Origin of the sequence: Parabacteroides sp. AF18-52 (genome assembly GCF_003479145.1) — a bacterium.
GTDB classification, from domain to species: domain Bacteria; phylum Bacteroidota; class Bacteroidia; order Bacteroidales; family Tannerellaceae; genus Parabacteroides; species Parabacteroides faecis.
The window spans coordinates 158,753-177,100 of sequence record NZ_QUGR01000006.1; the positions used below are offsets into that span (position 1 = coordinate 158,753).

Annotated in this window: 10 protein-coding genes; 5 read left to right on the forward strand and 5 right to left on the reverse strand. The window is 47.2% G+C overall.

All coding sequences use genetic code 11. The features are described from left to right. The first annotated feature begins 8 nt into the window (after positions 1–8). The 5 genes from DWX23_RS12245 (at position 9) to DWX23_RS12265 (ending at position 11,333) form a co-directional block, all read left to right on the forward strand. Positions 9–1,505, forward strand: coding sequence for a TolC family protein (locus DWX23_RS12245; protein WP_122353691.1), 1,497 nt, complete (start codon positions 9–11; stop codon positions 1,503–1,505). 6 nt (positions 1,506–1,511) lie between these two features. After that, positions 1,512–2,573, forward strand: coding sequence for an efflux RND transporter periplasmic adaptor subunit (locus DWX23_RS12250; RefSeq protein ID WP_122353690.1), 1,062 nt, complete (start codon positions 1,512–1,514; stop codon positions 2,571–2,573). Between the two features lie 17 nt (positions 2,574–2,590). Next, positions 2,591–5,767, forward strand: coding sequence for an efflux RND transporter permease subunit (locus DWX23_RS12255; protein ID WP_122374700.1), 3,177 nt, complete (start codon positions 2,591–2,593; stop codon positions 5,765–5,767). Next, positions 5,764–10,512 (forward strand): efflux RND transporter permease subunit, encoded by a 4,749-nt coding sequence (locus DWX23_RS12260; RefSeq protein ID WP_122374701.1) that lies wholly within the window; start codon positions 5,764–5,766, stop codon positions 10,510–10,512. The genes DWX23_RS12255 and DWX23_RS12260 overlap by 4 nt, the downstream gene beginning before the upstream one ends. A 107-nt stretch (positions 10,513–10,619) precedes the next feature. After that, a complete protein-coding gene (locus tag DWX23_RS12265; RefSeq protein ID WP_122374702.1) occupies positions 10,620–11,333 on the forward strand; it encodes a hypothetical protein in 714 nt (237 codons plus the stop codon). A 187-nt stretch (positions 11,334–11,520) separates the two neighbouring features. Here the strand turns inward: DWX23_RS12265 and DWX23_RS12270 are convergent, their stop codons facing one another. From DWX23_RS12270 to DWX23_RS12290, 5 genes are all read right to left on the reverse strand, one after another. Then, positions 11,521–11,775, reverse strand: coding sequence for a DUF6722 family protein (locus DWX23_RS12270; RefSeq protein ID WP_122374703.1), 255 nt, complete (start codon positions 11,773–11,775; stop codon positions 11,521–11,523). A 70-nt stretch (positions 11,776–11,845) separates the two neighbouring features. Then, positions 11,846–13,387: a sulfatase gene (locus DWX23_RS12275; protein ID WP_122374704.1), complete on the reverse strand. Its 1,542-nt coding sequence runs from the start codon at positions 13,385–13,387 to the stop codon at positions 11,846–11,848. Between the two features lie 22 nt (positions 13,388–13,409). Continuing rightward, on the reverse strand, positions 13,410–14,741 hold the full coding sequence (locus DWX23_RS12280; protein ID WP_370450093.1) for an alpha-L-fucosidase: 1,332 nt from the start codon (positions 14,739–14,741) through the stop codon (positions 13,410–13,412). Between the two features lie 64 nt (positions 14,742–14,805). Next, positions 14,806–16,257: a sulfatase gene (locus tag DWX23_RS12285; RefSeq protein ID WP_122374706.1), complete on the reverse strand. Its 1,452-nt coding sequence runs from the start codon at positions 16,255–16,257 to the stop codon at positions 14,806–14,808. A gap of 103 nt (positions 16,258–16,360) precedes the next feature. Further along, positions 16,361–18,343, reverse strand: a complete 1,983-nt coding sequence (locus tag DWX23_RS12290) for a RagB/SusD family nutrient uptake outer membrane protein (protein ID WP_122374707.1) — start codon at positions 18,341–18,343, stop codon at positions 16,361–16,363. Between the last annotated feature and the right edge of the window lie 5 nt (positions 18,344–18,348).

Consider the following 18,348-nt stretch of genomic DNA (forward strand, 5'->3'; position numbering starts at 1 on the left):
CTACTTATATGCAAAGAGAGTTATTACGGATGAAAAAGATGCTTCTTACGGTTCTGGTCCTCTTGGGAGTGCCGCTGGCATCTCACGGGCAGTTGTCGCTGACTATCGAGAAAGCGTTGGATATTGCGGAAGAGAACAGTCCGAACCTGCGCCGTTCGCATATGAACCTGGAGCGGTATCAGGAGACGCTGGTTGCACAGCGGGCTTCCCTCAAATCCAAGTTTTCCCTGAACCTGAATCCGGTGGGGTATGAGAAGAACCGCCGTTTTGACAATCGTTTGTCACAATGGTATACCAATGAATCATTTACATCCAGCGGAACTTTCCGGGTCGATCAGCCTATCTTATGGACGGATGGAGAGATCTCTTTGATCAATACGTTCGGCTGGCAGGATAACAACTCCAATATCGATGGTGATAAGAATAGTAATAAAGCGTTCAATAATAACCTCTATCTGCAATTATCCCAACCTATCTTCACTTATAACAAGCGAAAAATGGAATTGAAACAGATAGAATATGATTATGAGAATGCCCATATCAGTTATGCCCTGCAACGTCTGAATACGGAAAAAGATATCACGAATCAGTTCTATAATGTGTATATGGCTCAGAGCCAGCTGGCCATTACCCGCGAAGAGTTGGTAAACGCCCAGCAAAGTTATGATATCATCAAGAACAAGGTGGAGGCCGACCTGGCAGCCAAAGATGAGTTATTTCAGGCAGAGCTGAACCTGGCAACGGCTCGTTCTTCAGTGGAAGAACAACAGGTATCTCTTGAGAATACGAAGGATAAGTTGAAACAATCGTTAGGAATGAACCTGGATGAAGACCTGATGGTATTTGCCGAGATAGAAGTCAAGCCGATCGATGTCAATCTGCAACAGGCAATTTCCCATGGTCTGGAATCACGTCTGGAACTTCGCCAGCGGGAAATAGAGAGCGACGAACTCGGTTTTGATATGATCAAGACGAAGGCGTTGAATGAATTTAAAGGAGATATATCCGTCTCTTTTGGTCTGATCGGCGATAATAAACGTTTTGATAAGATTTATGAGAATCCGACACAGAATCCGCGGGTAGCTATCAGCTTTACGGTACCGATCTTTGACTGGGGGGAAAAGAAAGCCCGTATCCGTGCGCAGAAAGTAGCTCAGAATATCAATAAACTCGATTTCCATGAAGATAAGGTCGATATCGAACTGAATATCCGCCAGGTATGGCGTAACCTGGAGAATCTCCGGACACAGATCAAGATCGCTGAACAAAACGTGATGAATGCACAGCGTACGTACGACTTGAACCTGACCCGTTACCGCGAGGGCGATCTGACCGGTATGGAAATGAGCCAGTTCCAGACACAGTTGTCGAATAAGAAGATTTCTTATACACAGGCGCTTATTAACTATAAGATCGAATTGTTGAATCTTAAAATACTCTCTTTGTACGATTTTGAAATGAATACTCCGATCGTTCCGATGAAAGACTTAATCTCAGAAAAATAATCAGTTATGAAAAAATATAATCATACCCTTGTATCTCTTTTATTACTTGCCGTAATAACAACCGGTTGTAACAACCAGCCGCAAAATGCTCCCAGCGATATCGCTACGCCGGTATCCGTAAAGGAGTTGAAAAAAGGTTCTATCAGCAAACTTATCAATACGACCGGTACGGCACAGCCAACCTATGGTGTCGATCTCAATTCCGAGATGAGCGGTCTGTATAAATTGCAGGTGAATCCCAAGACGGGAAAACCGTTCAAGTTGGGTGACCTGGTTTCAAAAGGACAGTTGATCATCCGTTTGGAAGATAAAGAATATGAGAATGGCATTGCTATAGACGCTAAAGAACTGAGTCTGGAAATAGCCGAGCAGGAACAAACGAAACAAAAGGCTCTTTATGAAAAAGGCGGCGTGACACTGAGCGAAATGCGTAACACCGAAGTGAAGGTAACGAATGCCCGCTACGACCTGGAGAATGCCAAGCTCAACCTGGAGAAAATGAATGTGAAAGCGCCTTTCGACGGAGTGATTGTCAATCTGCCTCATTATACGACAGATGTAAGGGTAGAGCAGGGAAAACCGATGGTCGGATTGATGGATTATGCCCGGATGTATATGGATATCAATCTGCCGGAGAGTGCTATCAGTTATGTGAAAGCCGATCAGCCGGTGTTTATCACGCATTATACATTGCCGGAAGATACGTTGAAAGCCGTGATCAGTGAATTGTCGCCGGCTATCAGCACGGAAACCCGTACCTTTAAAGGGAAGATACTGATCCAGAACGGTGGCCTGAAATTGCGTCCGGGTATGTTTGTTAAGGCGGATATCGTGGTAGACCGTGCCGATAGTGCCATTATCATACCGAAAGATGTCGTACAATCCAACCGCCGCCGTAAATATGTATTCATTGTAGACAAGAATACGGCCATCCTGCGGAATATCAAGACAGGATTGGAGGATGAAGATAATATAGAAGTACTGGAAGGCCTTCGTGAAAATGACAATCTCGTTGTCAAAGGCTTCGAGACATTGAAGGAGAATAGCAAAGTGAAGGTACAAAAATAGGGGCGGAGAGTAGTATTATGAAGAACATTGTCAAATTTGCAGTAAGCAATCCGGTCACAATCTGTATGGTCGTACTGGCAATTCTGTTGCTGGGAAAGATATCGTACGATCAGTTGAGTGTGGACCTGCTGCCCGACCTGAATAATCCCCGGCTGTTCATCGAGCTGAAAGCCGGCGAACGTCCGCCGGAAGAGATAGAGAAGCAGTTCGTCAAAAATATGGAGTCGATGGCGATCCGGCAAAGCGATGTGACACAGGTTTCGTCGGTAGTCAAGGCTGGTTCGGCCCGTATCACTGTGGAATATACCTGGACGAAAGACATGGATGAGGCTTTTCTTGATTTGCAGAAAGCGATGAATCCGTTTTCCCAGAATAAAGATATTACCGAGCTGAAGATCACGCAACACGATCCTAACCAGTCGCCGGTTATCCTGATCGGTATGTCCCATCAGACTATAACAGATATGGCGGAGCTACGAAAAGTAGCAGAGAGTTATATCCGGAACGAATTGATCCGGTTGGAAGGCGTTGCTGAAGTAACTTTGTCCGGCCAGGAGGAAAATACCCTGATCATACAGACCGACCCGTATAAACTGGATGCTTTCGGATTGAAGATAGAAGATATTGCCTCCCGTATCGAGGCGAACAACCAAAGTATATCCGGCGGCCGTGTCAGCGAGCTGGGATTGCAGTATCTGGTAAAAAGTTCCAGTCTGTTCGGCTCGGAGGCTGATTTTGAAAATCTGATCGTCGGCTATAAGCCTGTAACGAAGCAGGAGACGGCAGCGAATGCCTCTCAGAATACAGGGACGGATGCGGCGGCAGACAAGGCTCCGCTTTTCCTTCGGGAAGTCGCTACCGTTCAATTTGAGAATGCGCGACCCGAGAATATCGTCCGCATCAACGGGCAACGGAGTATCGGGCTTTCCATCTATAAGGAAATGCGTTATAATACGGTCAAGGTGGTGGATGGCGTATCCCGTCAGCTGGCTGTTATCGAACAGGCGTTGCCCGGGTATCATTTTAAGGTGATAACCAATCAGGGAACGTTTATCAAGAATGCGATCGGAGAGGTGAAGGAGAGTGCAGTCCTGGGTATTATCCTGGCTGTCATCATCCTGTTTGTTTTCCTTCGCCGGTTCGGGACTACATTGATTGTCAGCATGGCTATTCCGATCTCGATCGTGGCGACTTTCAATCTGATGTTCTTCAACGGACTTACGCTGAATATAATGACGCTCGGAGGATTGGCTCTGGGAGCCGGGATGTTGGTGGATAATGCCATTGTGGTTATCGAAAGCATTTTCCGGAACCAGGAGAGAGGCGTACCTGTGAGAGAAGCGACCATAACCGGAACTTCCGAGGTAGCGGGGGCGGTGATCGCTTCGACGCTGACTACGATTGTGGTGTTCCTGCCGATCGTCTATCTACATGGGGCTTCGGGCGAGTTATTCAAGGACCAGGCATGGACGGTGACGTTCTCGCTGGTATCATCGTTGTTTGTGGCTATATTGGTGATTCCGATGTTGTATGATCGGTTGGTGAAACATTCTCATTCTTCCTGTGAAAATGACACACCCCCTGCCCCCTCTCAAGAGGGGAAAAGGATACCTTTGGACACTAAGAGGAAATTAGGAGGAACAGGTCTTCAGATGACAGGTTACAGCCGTATTTTACGAAGTTTGATCAGTCATCGCTGGATTGTTATCGGTGCGGCTGTCGGCTTGATGGTCGTAACGGTTTTCCTACTGCCGTTTATTGGGACGGAGTTTATGCCGCGGACGGAAAGCAAGGCGTTTACTGTCCTGGTGAAAATGCCGGAAGGGACGCGGTTGGAACGTACTGCCTCGGCTGTCAACAATCTGGAACAGCTGCTTTATACCATTACGGGAGATAGCCTGTCGACCGTTTACAGCCATATCGGTGAAGGGAGCGGCTCGGAAAATGCCATTTTTGAAGGGGAGAACACGGCTATGATGAAAATAATCCTTTCTCCCGCCTGCCCGGTATCGCCGGAAGCGGTTATCGAACAGTTTGTACGTACGGCGGAGAATCCTGACGGATTGGAGTTGACTATCAAACAGGAAGAAAACTCACTGAGCTCGTTGCTGGGTAGCGAAGGCGCCCCTATCGTAGTCGAGGTGAAAGGAGAGGAACTGGACGAGATAGCCGCTATTACAGAAGAAGTGAAGAACCGGATGCAGGACGTTTCCGGCCTTTATAATATCATGTCGTCTATCGAAGACGGTGCCCCGGAGATCACCATCTCCATCGACCGGACGATGGCAGGTATCAATAACCTGAGCGTATCGACCGTGATCGAGCAGTTGAAACAGCAGCTGGGCGGGAAAGAGGCCGGAAAGATGGAATACCGCGGGGAGATGCGCGATATCATCATTAAAGTACCTGATATCCCGTTGCGTGCCCTGGGCGACCTGGTTATCAAGAATGGTGAACAGGAATTCCGTCTGCGCGAGATAGCGACTCTGGAAGAATCGCAGGCCCCGAAAGAGATCTACCGGCGTAACCAGAACCGTATCAGTAAAGTGATGGCTAATATGGATACGGGTAAATCGCTCGATAAGCTGGCGGAGGAGATCCGTCAGTCGGTCAGAGATATCGAATTGCCTAACAATTATTCAATCACCGTAACGGGAGAAGAGGAAAAGCGGCAGGAGTCGATGAATAGCTTGCTGTTTGCCCTTGCCTTGTCGGTTATCCTGGTTTATATGGTGCTGGCATCGCAGTTCGAATCGCTTTTGCATCCGTTCACAATCCTGCTGACCATTCCCTTGGCGGTAGTCGGCGCTATCCTGTTGTTTTTCCTGACGGGGACGACGATCAATATGATGGGTGTGATCGGTATCGTCATGCTGGTCGGTATTGCCGTGAACAACTCGATCATCCTGGTAGACCGCATCAACCAGCTGAAAACGGATCGCGACCTGACTGATGCGATTGTCGAAGCAGGCCAGCAACGTATCCGGCCGATCATCATGACGACGCTGACCACTATCCTGGCATTGCTCCCGATGACTTTCAGTTTCGGTGAAGGGGCTTCGCTCCGTTCACCTATGGCAATAGCCGTGATCGGCGGGTTAGTCACATCTACATTGATGAGTTTGATGGTCATTCCGTGTGTATATTATATTTTGGAGAAGGTGAAAACGGGCTTAATGAATAGAAGAGCATGAACTTTTTACTACATAGAAGAATAACTATCTGTATGTTGTTTATAGCACTGACCATGCTCGGTTACGTGTCGTATAAACAACTGCCGGTAGAGTTATTGCCCAACGCGGAACTGCCGACCCTGTTTGTCCAGGTATCCTCGCAGCAGGATATGGACCCTTCGTATGTGGAGTCGGAGGTGATCATCCCGCTGGAAGGAGCGATCAGTTCGATCGGCGGTGTAAATAAGATAGAATCATCCATCGACAGCCGCCAGTCTTCCATACAGGTCGATTTTAAGAATACGGTGAACTTCAAGATCACTTCCCTCAAATTGCAAGAGAAGGTGAACGAGTTGGCTGCTACCTTCCCCGAAGGCTTTACGGTGCAGTTACAGAAGGTGGATATCAGCCAGTTGGCGAACAACTTTATGGTTCTGCAGGTACGCGGTTCGGGAGGTGTCGACCGGGTGAGGAATATCGTGGATAAAGAGATCCGCACCGATCTGGAGAATGTCGACGGGGTGGCATCCGTAAATGTCTATGGCGGACGGGAGAAAGCGATCGAGATCCGGCTGAACCGGGAAGCCTGCAAAGCCCTGAACCTTACACCGTCTTCTATCAGTGGCCTGCTGACACAAAATACGCAGGATAAAGCCTTTGTCGGTTTTGCGAATGAGCCGGACAGCAAGTACTTTATCCATGTCAACGCCCTTTATACGAAAGTATCCGATCTGGAGAATATCGTGGTCGCTCCCGGTCCGGTACTGTTGAAAGATGTCGCTACGGTCTTCTTCGACCTGAAAGAGGAGACTTCCTATAGCCGTGTGAACGGGAAAGATGCCGTCTCTGTCGCCCTGATGAACGATTCGCAGGCGAACCTGATCGACTTGTCTCACCGTGCCCTCGAGGCGATCGACCGGCTGAACGAGAAGCTGGCTTATCTGGACGTGGAGGTTGTGGTGCAGGAGAATACGGCGGAAACGATGGAGAACAATATCAACCAGATCATTAATCTGGCCCTGGTGGGCGGGTTGCTGGCCATACTGATCCTGTGGTTGTTCCTGAAGAACCTGCGGCTGGTATTCTTTATCGCTCTTTCCATACCTATTTCGGTCTATACGGCATTCAATTTCTTTTATGCGTTCGGTATAACGATCAACAGCCTGACGCTGGTCGGTATGGCGCTTGCGATCGGGATGCTGCTGGACAACAGTGTCGTCGTGCTGGAGAATATCTATCGCCTGTCGGCAGCAGGTTGTACGCCCGAACGTTCTGTAACGCAAGGAACGAAAGAAGTATGGCGTTCTATTGTGGCGGCAACGTTGACGACGGTCACTGTCTTCCTGCCGTTTGTCTTTTCTGATAATTTTATGATCAAGCTGATCGGACATCATATCGGTGTATCGATCATCTCTACCCTGACGATATCTCTGTTTGTTGCTCTGCTTTTCATTCCGATGGCAACATATGTGCTGCTTCGTCGGCAGGCAACTACAAATAGCAAAACAGTCTTTTACGAAAAAGTATCCATCACCCAGCGGGCTGTTCAGATTTATCTGGTTGCCCTGAAAACCTGTATGCGTAATCCGGGTGTGACGATTTTCGGTGCGATCATTCTTTTGTTTGTCACCCTCATTCTTTCCATCACACTGAATGTGCAGGGGATGAAGGAAGTGAATACCGACCGTATCAATGTCTATGTAACCATGCAGACAGGCAGTACGTTGGATAATGCGGATAAACTGGTACGGGTGGTTGAAGAGCGGCTTGATAGCTTTCCCGGGAGGAAAGAACTGATCAGCCGTATCAATGAGAAGAATGCAGTTCTTACCCTTACCTTTACCGACGATTTCGTGGAGAAGGCAGGCAGTAAAATGGCTGAATATAAAGCGTCTGTCCAGGGTCTTTTGTCTAATATACAGGGAGCCGAGATCTCTGTAGACGAAGCTACGGGCGGCGGAGGCGGTGGCGGATCGGCTATGGCCGGTTTGGGGAACTTTATGCGTCTGCTGGGGATCGGGGATAACCGGGAGCGGATCGTGATAAAGGGAGCCGATTTCGATGTAATGCAATTGGTGGCGGAAGATCTCCGCTATTATCTGGATGAACAGGAGTTTATCCGCCATTCGCGTGTCTCCTATAACCAGCGCCAGCCGGAAATACATCTGGATTTCGATCCGATCCTGCTGACTTCCTATGAAATTACCCGTGCTAATATTTCATCCGGGTTGGCTGCGCTCAATCCCGAATATTCTTCCGGTACTTCCTTCAAGATAGGAGAGGATACCTATGATATTATTATCCGTAACGATGTCCCCGAAGAGGAGCAGGAACTGGAGGAAGAAGAGGAAGAAAATGCCGAAAATACCCAGAAGGAAAAGACGGTCGACGACCTGCGCCGTGTACAGATACAGAATGCCAACGGAGGTCTGCATAACCTGCAGGATCTGGCATCTATCAATTACGGACGGGGACGCTCCCGTATCATGCGTGTCAATCAGGACAAGCAGATCGAGGTTTTCTATAACTTCTCCAAAGATGTGGAATCGTCGAAAGATCTGCTGGAAGGATACCGTTCGGATATCGATCAGCTGGTTGCCAATTATAACCTGCCTGCGGGGGTTGCCGTAGAGGTCTTCCATGAGGAGGATGAGTTTGCCGATTTCAAGTTCCTGATATTGGCTGCTTTTATCCTGATCTTTATGATACTGGCTTCTGTCTTCGAATCGCTCGTGACACCTTTTGTATTGCTTTTCTCTATCCCGTTGGCTGCCATAGGCTCCTTGCTGGCTCTGTTGCTGACCAATAACAGTCTGTTGAATGCGAATACATTGACAGGATTCCTTATTTTGCTGGGAGTGGTGGTAAATAACGGTATCATCCTGATCGATTATTCCAATATTCTCCGTAAGCAAGGTTACAGGCGGAACAGGGCGTTGATGACGGCAGGCCTGTCGCGTATCCGTCCGATCCTGATTACTTCGATCACGACGATCGTAGCTATGTTTCCGCTGGCGATGGGAGATTCGGAATATGCCGGTGCGATCGGTGCCCCGTTCGCCATTACGGTCATCGGTGGTTTGACTTTTTCCGCTTTGTTGACATTGATCCTGATCCCTACTGTTTGTATGGGGCTGGAAAATACATTGGAGTGGTATCGCAGTTTATCCCGTAAGGTATGGGTACTCCATTTGGTTTTATTCGTGTTGGGTGTAACCTGTATCTGGCTGTATGGCAACGGCATGTTGTGGCAATCCATTTACCTGGTCATTCTGATCTTCGGCATTCCGGGTGTGACTTATTTTGCACAGACCAGCTTGCGGCGGGCTAAATCGAAAGTGATCGATCCGGGAGAAGAGATACATATCTCTGTCCGTAATCTGGTGAAGATCTATGACTGGCCCGGACGTATCAGCCGCCAATGGAACAGCGGATTGCTTATTCGCCGGCATCTGGGATTGAGTAATGAATATCGTTCCCTGAAAGATTTTGTGAATGTGATATGGCAATTCGGCCTCCTGCTCTTCGGTATCTATTTTACCTGGTTCTTCATTCATAGTAAGTTATGGATCTTCCTGTTATCATTTGCCATCTATGCAACCCTGCTTTACCTGTGGCGGAAGGTGCGGCAATATTTGTTCTTCCGTTTCGGAGATAATAAGTGGGTGAAATATATAAACCGTGCGATCTTCTGGAGTATCCCTCCCGTCATTCTGTTTATCCTGTTCCGGAAGATGGATAATACGGGACTGATTTCCGTTGTCGGACTTTTGTGGGCGTTCTGTATTGCAGTTTATATCTCTTCCCAGTATCTGTATGAGCGGGAGATCAATATCGAACGTATAAAAGGACGGCTTGCCGGTTTGCGCCGTTCCTGGTTCCGTATGGTGAAAAGTATTCCGTTGATAGGAAAACAACGAAAGCCGTTCAAGGCGTTGCGGGGTGTCTCTTTCGAGATCCGTACGGGTATGTTCGGTTTGTTAGGACCTAACGGGGCCGGTAAATCCACGCTGATGCGTATTGTCTGCGGTATTTTGGAGCAGAGTTACGGCAGTATATGGATCAACGGACTGGATACCCGTGTCTACCGGGAGGAATTGCAGAGCCTGATCGGTTTCCTGCCGCAGGAATTCGGTACGTACGAGAATATGTCGTCCTGGGAATTCCTCGATTACCAGGCTATCCTGAAAGGATTGACCGATAACGAGCAGCGGAATGAACGTCTGGAATATGTATTGAAAGCCGTCCATATGTATGAACGGAAAGATGATAAGATCGGTTCTTTCTCCGGCGGTATGAAGCAACGTATCGGGATTGCTCTGATCCTGCTCCATCTGCCCCGTATCCTGGTGGTGGATGAACCTACTGCCGGGCTCGATCCGCGTGAACGTATCCGTTTCCGTAATTTGCTGGTAGAATTGAGTAAGGATCGCATTGTGATCTTCTCGACCCATATCATTGAAGACATATCCAGCTCCTGCAGCCAGGTGGTTGTTATCAATAAAGGTGAACTGAAATATTTCGGTGATCCGACGGATATGGTGGATATGGCAGTCGGTAAAGTCTGGCAGTTCCATATCGACCGGGATTCTTTCGAGCAGGTACTGGATAAAGCGATGGTGGTCCATCATATACAGGATGGTGATACGATACAGGTCCGTTATCTCTCTGTCGATTCTCCTTATGAAGGAGCGGTGCAGGTGGAACCGAACCTGGAAGATGCTTATCTCTGCCTGTTGAAAAATATGGAAGGGGGAAGCCGATAGCAGGATACCAGTGCTGAGCAGTGTAAGATGCTGGTGAAGAACAGTATGGAATGCTAGTGCTAAGCGGTATAAGATAATAGTGATAGATATGTAATAAAAAGATAGTTATGACAATAAAGCAATTGATACCTTTACTGCCCAAAGTAGTAAAATATAATCTGAAGATCATCTTTGCCGGCAAATTCATCTGGTTTTTGCTGGCTGCATTCGTGTTCTTTGCCTATTTTATGTTTCAGTCTGCCTGGAACCGTGCGGAGATCAATGAAGGGCTGATCTATGACCTGTTGATGTTTCCTTGTGTCTTGTTGGTTTTCTATCCTGCCGTATTCGGTATTCAGAACGATGAAGACAGCCGGATACTGGAGATACTTTTTGGTATTCCCGATTATAAATATAAGGTCTGGGGGGTACGTTTGCTGATGATCTATGTCGCTATTTTCTTTATCCTGGTTGCTTTTTCCTATTTGGCTACCTTGCTGTTGTATCCGGTCAATCCGTTTGAGATGTCTATCCAGTTGATGTTCCCGCTTGTTTTCTTCGGTAACCTGGCTTTTATGTTCTCCACGATAACGCATAGCGGGAACGGTACAGCCGTACTAACGATCATCCTGGCTATTCTCCTGATGATTACCAGTAAAATGAATTTCATAGAACGCTCTTTCTGGAATATCCTGCTGAATCCTTTTAAAGTGCCCGATAACTTCCTCCCGGTGATCTGGGAAGGACTGATCGTAAAGAATCGTATTTTCCTTTTGATAGGAGGGATCGTCTGGATGATGATAGGACTACTGAATTTGCAGAAGAGGGAGAAGTTTATATAAAAAGAAAAGCCCGAATCACACGCTTCTTATAAGATAAGAGGCTGTGTGATCCGGACCCGAATTTTGTGGTTGGCTTAACTGTTTCTATCCAGCCAATCTCTGCCTTTGCGAGTCCTGAAAAGGATGATATACCCGATGAGGGCTGCTGCCCCCAAAAGTCCATATAAAAATAAAGCTGGTCCCATGTTTATTTCTTTTTAAAGATTAATATTATTAACCCACAAACAAAAAGGAATATAGCTAAGCTTACTGCTGCTGCTATTACAAGATATTTATCGGTATTAAGCTGTAACACTGTAGTAATGACGGCTCCTCCGATTACTAGTTTCGATACATCCCATAAATACCTTCCTAATTCTTTAGAGATACTTATCTCTTCTTTCCGTATCTGTTTCTGTATCACAGGAACGGCTACAATCCTTGTCTTTTGCTTATTCTTCATAGTTAAATAATTTTGTTACAGGCAAAGATAGGATATATTGTTGAAAGCGAGTAGTGATCTCCGTTAATATTTATATCTCATCCGGCCACGGACAAGGCTTTCCTGTCGCTTTGAACGATGGGCGCTGTGCTTCCATTTTCCGTAACTGTTTCCCCAGGTCTTTGGATAGCTTCTTTACCAGTTTGGGATGAGTGGCGGACAGGTCGTTCTTTTCTCCTATATCGTCGGGAATGTTGAACAATTCCTTCTTTCCGGTCTCATAATAATAGATCAGTTTCCAGTCCCCCTGGCGGATCGTGCAGGTCGCTCCGATACCCGGACCGGTGTTTCCCCAAAGATTCGGGAAGTTCCAGTAGAGGCTGCGTCCCCTGGAAGGATCGCCGGTGTTGGTCAGTAACGGCATGAAGCTGACACCGTCGACAGGCTGGATCGTTTTGTATTTCTTTATGCCTGCCATTTCGAGGATGGTAGGGAAGAAATCTTCGATGATGAGGTATTTATCTGTCTTGGTTTGCGGCTGTACTTTTCCCGGCCAGCTGACGATCATCGGTTCGCGGACACCACCTTCATAGGCAGAACCTTTACCACTGTTCAGCGGAGAGTTCTGGGTATGGGGGACACCGTCACGCCATTCCGGTTCGGCGGCAAGTCCGCCGTTATCCGACATGAAAAGGATAATGGTATTATCTGCCAGGTTATTCTTCTCCAGGTAATCCATGATATCTCCCAGGCTCTTGTCCATTCCCTCGATCAGGGCGGCATAAGCAGCCTCTTTCTCTCCTAGTCCTTTATCAACATACTTCTGGTAGAAACGCATATCCTTGTCGATCGGGACGTGGATGGCGTAATGCGACATATACAGGAAGAACGGCTGGTCGTATTGTTGTGCCTTATCCAAGGCTTTCATGGCTTTCTGGGTTAAGGCTTCCGTGATGAAAATATCTTTTCCCCAATACTCATTTAGTCCCGGAACGGCAAACCAGGGACTCGGTTTTCCGTCTGTCCGGTTACCGAAATTGGCTTCTCCCAGATAGCTTGCCAGTCCACCACCGGCATGTCCTGCAATATTCACCTCAAAGCCAAAATGATATGGGTTCTCTCCCGGTGTATCGAGAGCTCCCCAATGTGCCTTCCCGCAGTGGATAGTATGATAGCCGTTATCTTTCAGTATTTGAGCCATGGAAGTGACTTGGTAGGTGTGTTCGATACCGGGGACCTCGCAGATACCGTTCACATTCCAGTCCGGCAGTTCCAGAACATCACTTTTACGGTCGGTGGAGGCATTCTTCGGATAGGTCCAGTTCGTTACCCGGTGACGTCCGGCGTTCATACCTGTGTAGAGGCTGCAACGGCTCGGCGAACTGATACTGGAAGCATACGCCTGGGTGAACATCATTCCCTGACGGGCGAGACGTTCCATATTGGGCGTTTCATATACTTCGTTGTAATGGGTTTTTTCCTTCCAAAAGGGGAGGGAAGTATCCTGCCAGCCCATATCATCTACTAAAAAGAGAATAATATTCGGCCGGTCCTGCGGGGTTGCCGCTTCGGCTTGTCCTGTCGTTCCCAGTAAGGGAATTGCTATGAGTGATACTAATATTCTTTTGTTCATGTTTGTATATTTTATCTCTTATTTATTCAACGTTATAGACACTGAAGTTTCGTATATCCGGTTGTGCCACCGATTGAGAGACCGTCAGATGCAGAGCCGATGCTTCGACTGCCGGGAATTGTTCGATACGTTTATGTCCGACCGACTCGCCCTCGCAGACGGTTTGCCATTTACCGTTTACTTTGGCTTCCACTTTATACCGGCGGATACGTTCGCCATTAGCGATATTCTCCTGGATAATGCAATGGTTGACAGCCTGCGGTTTGTCCAGTTTCAGTGTCAGGCTTTTCTTTTGTCCCGATGCAGAGGCAATGGGAGAGGAAAAGCGGCGGTTGATCTCGTCACCCCATTCTTTCAGCCGTTGCACATCGCCGGCAGGGATCAGTCCGGTCGTATCGGGAGTCAGTCCGACGATCAATGTGGCATTCCTTCCGACTGACTTATAATACATATTCATCAGGCTGTCTACCGGATAGACGGTATTCTCGTCGTCCGGCTCCCAGAACCATTCATGCCGCCCGTTCATGCCACGCAGCGGAGTGTCTGCCATAGCCGGGACCCAGTATTTACCATCCTGGTCACCATGTTTCAGCAGATCGTTATGGTTACGGCTTCCTTCCGTGTTGTTACTGTGTGAGTAAGGGTAGGGGAAAGAGGACCAGCAGGGATAACCGACCGTACCCGACTCGGAACCGCCCCAACGGAAGTCCGCCCGGTCTACATTATGATAGAAAAGGCATTCAGGCTGGTACTTGGTGACGATGGGTAATACATCCGGCCCGTCGCCTTTCGGATCGTCTGCACCACCGTCAAACCAGATCATAAACAAATCGCCGTAGCGGCTGCACAGTTCTTCCACCATGCGCTCGCAGAAATGTTTATACCATTGTTGACGGTGGGTGGCAAACTCTCCTTCCCCCTGTACCTTGAAATTATGAACGCCAAAAAGTGAATTCCATCGGATGCCGACATAGATGCCGGGCATTATATCGTATTTTCTACATGAATTGACGAAGTCGCGGATGATATCCCCCTTGCCGTCGCGCCATTTCAATGCTTTCAGGCAATACGGATTGACATCGCTCTGGTAAATGGCAAAGCCTGTCTCGTGTGTTGCCGTCAGTACGGCGAACTTGGCTCCCGCTGCTTTGGCGGCCTGTACCCATTGATCGGTATTCAGTTGGGTCGGGTTGAAGATATTATAATCCTCTATCGGCTGGACACGGTTATTACCCTGACCGTATTTAATGCCGTCGAAGACATGGAGGTCATAATGGAAGACGACGCCCATTTCCGATTCGTGCCACTTCAACTGATGAGGTGCCGGGCGAGGTATCTCCGTTTGTTGTCCCATTGCCGGGAGAAAACTTGCTATCAATAAGATTACCAGATAAAAACGTGTATTCATGTGTTTATGTTTATAAGCTATTTGTAAAAGGATCGTTTGTCTTCTTCAACCAGTCTTTTAACCGGCTGGCAAACTGTTTAATCAATTCCGGCTGATCGGATGCAATATTGTTTAGTTGGTACGGGTCTTGCTCGCGGTCGAACAGTATCCACTCGTCAGTCTGGCCGTTTGTAGCGTGTACTGCAAATGTATATTTTTTTGTCCGGAAACCTCTGTAGCCAGTCGTTAAATTTTCAGAGGATACTTGATAATAAGGCTGTATTACCTCCTGGCCCTTGTCGGGAGAAAGGATAGAAGCAGACAGATCGAACGTCTCCACTTCGGCAGGTATCTCTTCCCTGAAGCCCATTAATGACAATAGTGAAGGATAGAGATCGGCAAAACCGATCATCAGTGTCGAGTCGCGGCGCGGTGCGATCTTCTCCGGCCAGGTAAGTATCATCGGGACGCGCATGGCTTCTTCGTAGTAAATATTCTTTCCGATATGATCGTGCATCCCCATACTGTCACCATGATCGGAGGTGAATACCACGATGGTATTCTCGAAAAGCCCCCGCTCTTTCAGTGCACAGATAATGCGGCCGACCTGATCGTCAACGCCGGTCATGCAAGCATAATAATCCAGTACGCTCTTCCGGTAGAAATTCCCGTATTCCGTTCCTTTCGGTGCGATGATGGGAGAGTTGCATAGTGATTCGACATCTACATTCCGGTATACTTCTTTGTATTTATCGGGAACCAGGTCATACCCGGTATGAGGCGGGTTCATGGATACGACCAGGGCGAAGGGTTTATCCCCGTCGCGGAGTTTATTATCTTGATTGGCGATATAGTCGATGGCCCGGTCGGCTTCATATTCCGGCCCCCATTGGTCTACGAAATAGAATTCCTCGCGGCTGGCATCCGTATCCCAGTACATAGGCTTCAGATGATAATCGTACGTCCCGTAGGCGATCCAGTGACTGAAACCGTGACGACGATCTTTAGGACACCATTCGTTCCAGGCTATTTTCCCTTTGTTGTTATTTGTATCGATGTAAGGTTGGTAAGGGGCATCCAGATGCCATTTGCCGATATACCCCAATTCATATCCCTGATCTTTCAGGACGTCCGACCAGCAGCGTGCCGAGGTAGGCAGTTCGACTCCATAAGGGGCTGTTGCCGAATTACAATTTCCGGTAACTTTACTATGTACAGGATACATTCCCGTCATCAGCATGCCACGTGCCGGGGAAGATACCGGATAACTGCTGATTGCATTGGTGAAGTTAACACCTTCTGATGCCAATTGATCCAGATGAGGTGTTTTTACAGCCTCTTTACCCAGGCATCCTAAAGCATCTCCGCGCCATTGATCAGCCATAATAAAGATCAGGTTTGGAGAAGACTGTTTCTCTTGTGCTTGTATTCCCATTGCTAATATAGGAAATAGCAATAATGTGTGAGTGATAGTTTTTTTCATGGTGCAGTAAAGTTACATAATTATAGTGGAATACAATATCATTTTGAAAGAACAAGACCTCCCGGAGAAAATATGGAGGTCTTGTTTTATCATGAATAGATCATTAATCGCCTTCAGGAAGACTGCTGGTTTCTATCTTCCATCCCGGATTCTGATAAATTGTAGAGGAAGCATAATCAGTGGAACCCTCTGTTTCTGTTGTCAGTCGGAAATGGTCGAAGGCAATCGGGTTCAGATATTTGTTCTGGTTCCAATTGTAACCATTGTAAGCAATATTATTCGTATTGATACGGTAAGGACGAAGATACTGGCTTTCTGATTTTGCAGATACGTTTGCATTTGTATTTCCTGATTCTATCAAATTAACGACCGAAAGAGTAACATCTGCTGCCGGAGTGGGAGTTGGCGTTGTATAACGTGCATAATTTTCACTCCATAAATCGAAACCTTCTACGTGATATCCCTGCATCATATCCAATGCACGCCAACGTTTCAGGTCATTCAGACGAAGTCCTTCGGCAGCAAACTCGATGCGGCGTTCACGACGAATGTTGTAGAGAGTCGTTGATACTAATTCAGATCCGGAATAACGGGCAAAATCCAATTCTTTATTTAAATCCGTTGCATTTATTGTTTTCTGATAGTCGGTATCCATATTGGCACGTGCACGAAGAGCTCTCCAATATTTTCCACTGTTGGCATCTAACGAGTTGCTCAATTCATAATCAGCTTCCATATAATTCAGATATGCTTCAGCAGCCCGGAATACTACACAAGCTGTGGTAGAAGGCAGCGTCGGACCTTGTGCAGCATCTGTTGTCAGACCTTTTTTTACCGAATAACCGGTAGGGCATTTGTTCTCATTCTGACCCAGCACGATAGGTGCACGATAATAATAACCATATCCGTTCACAAGATATTCAATATTGCTTCCTCCTTCTGATAATAATTCACCGGGCAAAATGGTATTGTATCCTAAACGTGGGTCACGATCGGCTGCTACGGATTCATAGGTCTTATCACCTTGATAACCGGAGTTATTCGCATAGATCGGTAATCCGTTTTCCATCAGGTAAGATTGCATCATACTGCGTGTCCATCCGGTATTTCCACCTCCGTTACGTTGTATATAACCCACTACAAAATGGTTGACAGCAGGAGTAAGACTTGCATCATAGGCTCTCCATAATAATACCTCAGAAGTGCTACTTAACGATTGGCTGTTGAATAGAGACGGATAATCGTTGGATAACGAATATTTATCGGCAACTATTTGAGCAGCTTCTTTGGCTTCTGTCAGGAAGAATCTTATTTCAGAATCGATGTCGATTGAAAAATCTTTCAGATAATCTTTGTTCGCTCCCGGCCATCCCGGACCACCCGGCACGCGTGCTGTCCCTTTGTGGTATTTTTCCCATGTACCTTCAAATAAGGCTACACGGCTTTTCAAAAGGGCGGCACAATCTTTAGTCAGCCGGTTGGTCATGGGCGGAGTTTCTTTCATGTAATAATAGGCCGAGTCCAGGTCTTGCAGGATGAAACGTGCCACTTCATTGCGCGGACGTCTTTTGCTTGCTTCCCTGACAGTCTCATAATCTTCTGTAATCCAGTTTTTCAATATGGGAAAGTCGCCGAGTGCAACTAGTTTGGTATAGTAGATATATGCACGGAAGAAATACATTTCTCCCAAATAATGTTTATTGTTAGCTTCTGTTCCGTTTAATTCCCCATTCTCCAGCCGGGGGCGTACTTTGTCGATGAAATAGTTGACATTACGGATCTTTCCAAAATCCCAGGCACCTCCGCTTTGCGCTACGCGGGTTTCTCCCTTCACAAATGAACTATTGGGATTACTTGCGGCCTGGTTGTCACTATTGTTGTCGGTGACGAATACCCCCATATTATATTGTCCGGGTGTATGGGAGGGAAGCTGATCGTACAGATTAGCCGAATAAGCAGCCAAATCACTTTCAGTCAATAAATATTTGTCGGTGGGCACAGCGTCCAACGGTTCTTTGTCAAGAAAATCGTTACAAGAGCATAAAGCACCAGCCAATGTTATGATGTATAATAGATTTTTTTTCATTGTTT

What these genes read in the sequence shown, in the direction of transcription:
- DWX23_RS12260 (WP_122374701.1), top strand. Translation starts at nt 5,764, where the DNA reads ATGAACTTTTTACTACATAGAAGAATAACTATCTGTATGTTGTTTATA.
- DWX23_RS12270 (WP_122374703.1), bottom strand. Translation starts at nt 11,775, where the DNA reads ATGAAGAATAAGCAAAAGACAAGGATTGTAGCCGTTCCTGTGATACAG.
- DWX23_RS12250 (WP_122353690.1), top strand. Translation starts at nt 1,512, where the DNA reads ATGAAAAAATATAATCATACCCTTGTATCTCTTTTATTACTTGCCGTA.
- DWX23_RS12275 (WP_122374704.1), bottom strand. Translation starts at nt 13,387, where the DNA reads ATGAACAAAAGAATATTAGTATCACTCATAGCAATTCCCTTACTGGGA.
- DWX23_RS12290 (WP_122374707.1), bottom strand. Translation starts at nt 18,343, where the DNA reads ATGAAAAAAAATCTATTATACATCATAACATTGGCTGGTGCTTTATGC.
- DWX23_RS12265 (WP_122374702.1), top strand. Translation starts at nt 10,620, where the DNA reads ATGACAATAAAGCAATTGATACCTTTACTGCCCAAAGTAGTAAAATAT.
- DWX23_RS12255 (WP_122374700.1), top strand. Translation starts at nt 2,591, where the DNA reads ATGAAGAACATTGTCAAATTTGCAGTAAGCAATCCGGTCACAATCTGT.
- DWX23_RS12280 (WP_370450093.1), bottom strand. Translation starts at nt 14,741, where the DNA reads ATGGGACAACAAACGGAGATACCTCGCCCGGCACCTCATCAGTTGAAG.
- DWX23_RS12245 (WP_122353691.1), top strand. Translation starts at nt 9, where the DNA reads ATGCAAAGAGAGTTATTACGGATGAAAAAGATGCTTCTTACGGTTCTG.
- DWX23_RS12285 (WP_122374706.1), bottom strand. Translation starts at nt 16,257, where the DNA reads ATGAAAAAAACTATCACTCACACATTATTGCTATTTCCTATATTAGCA.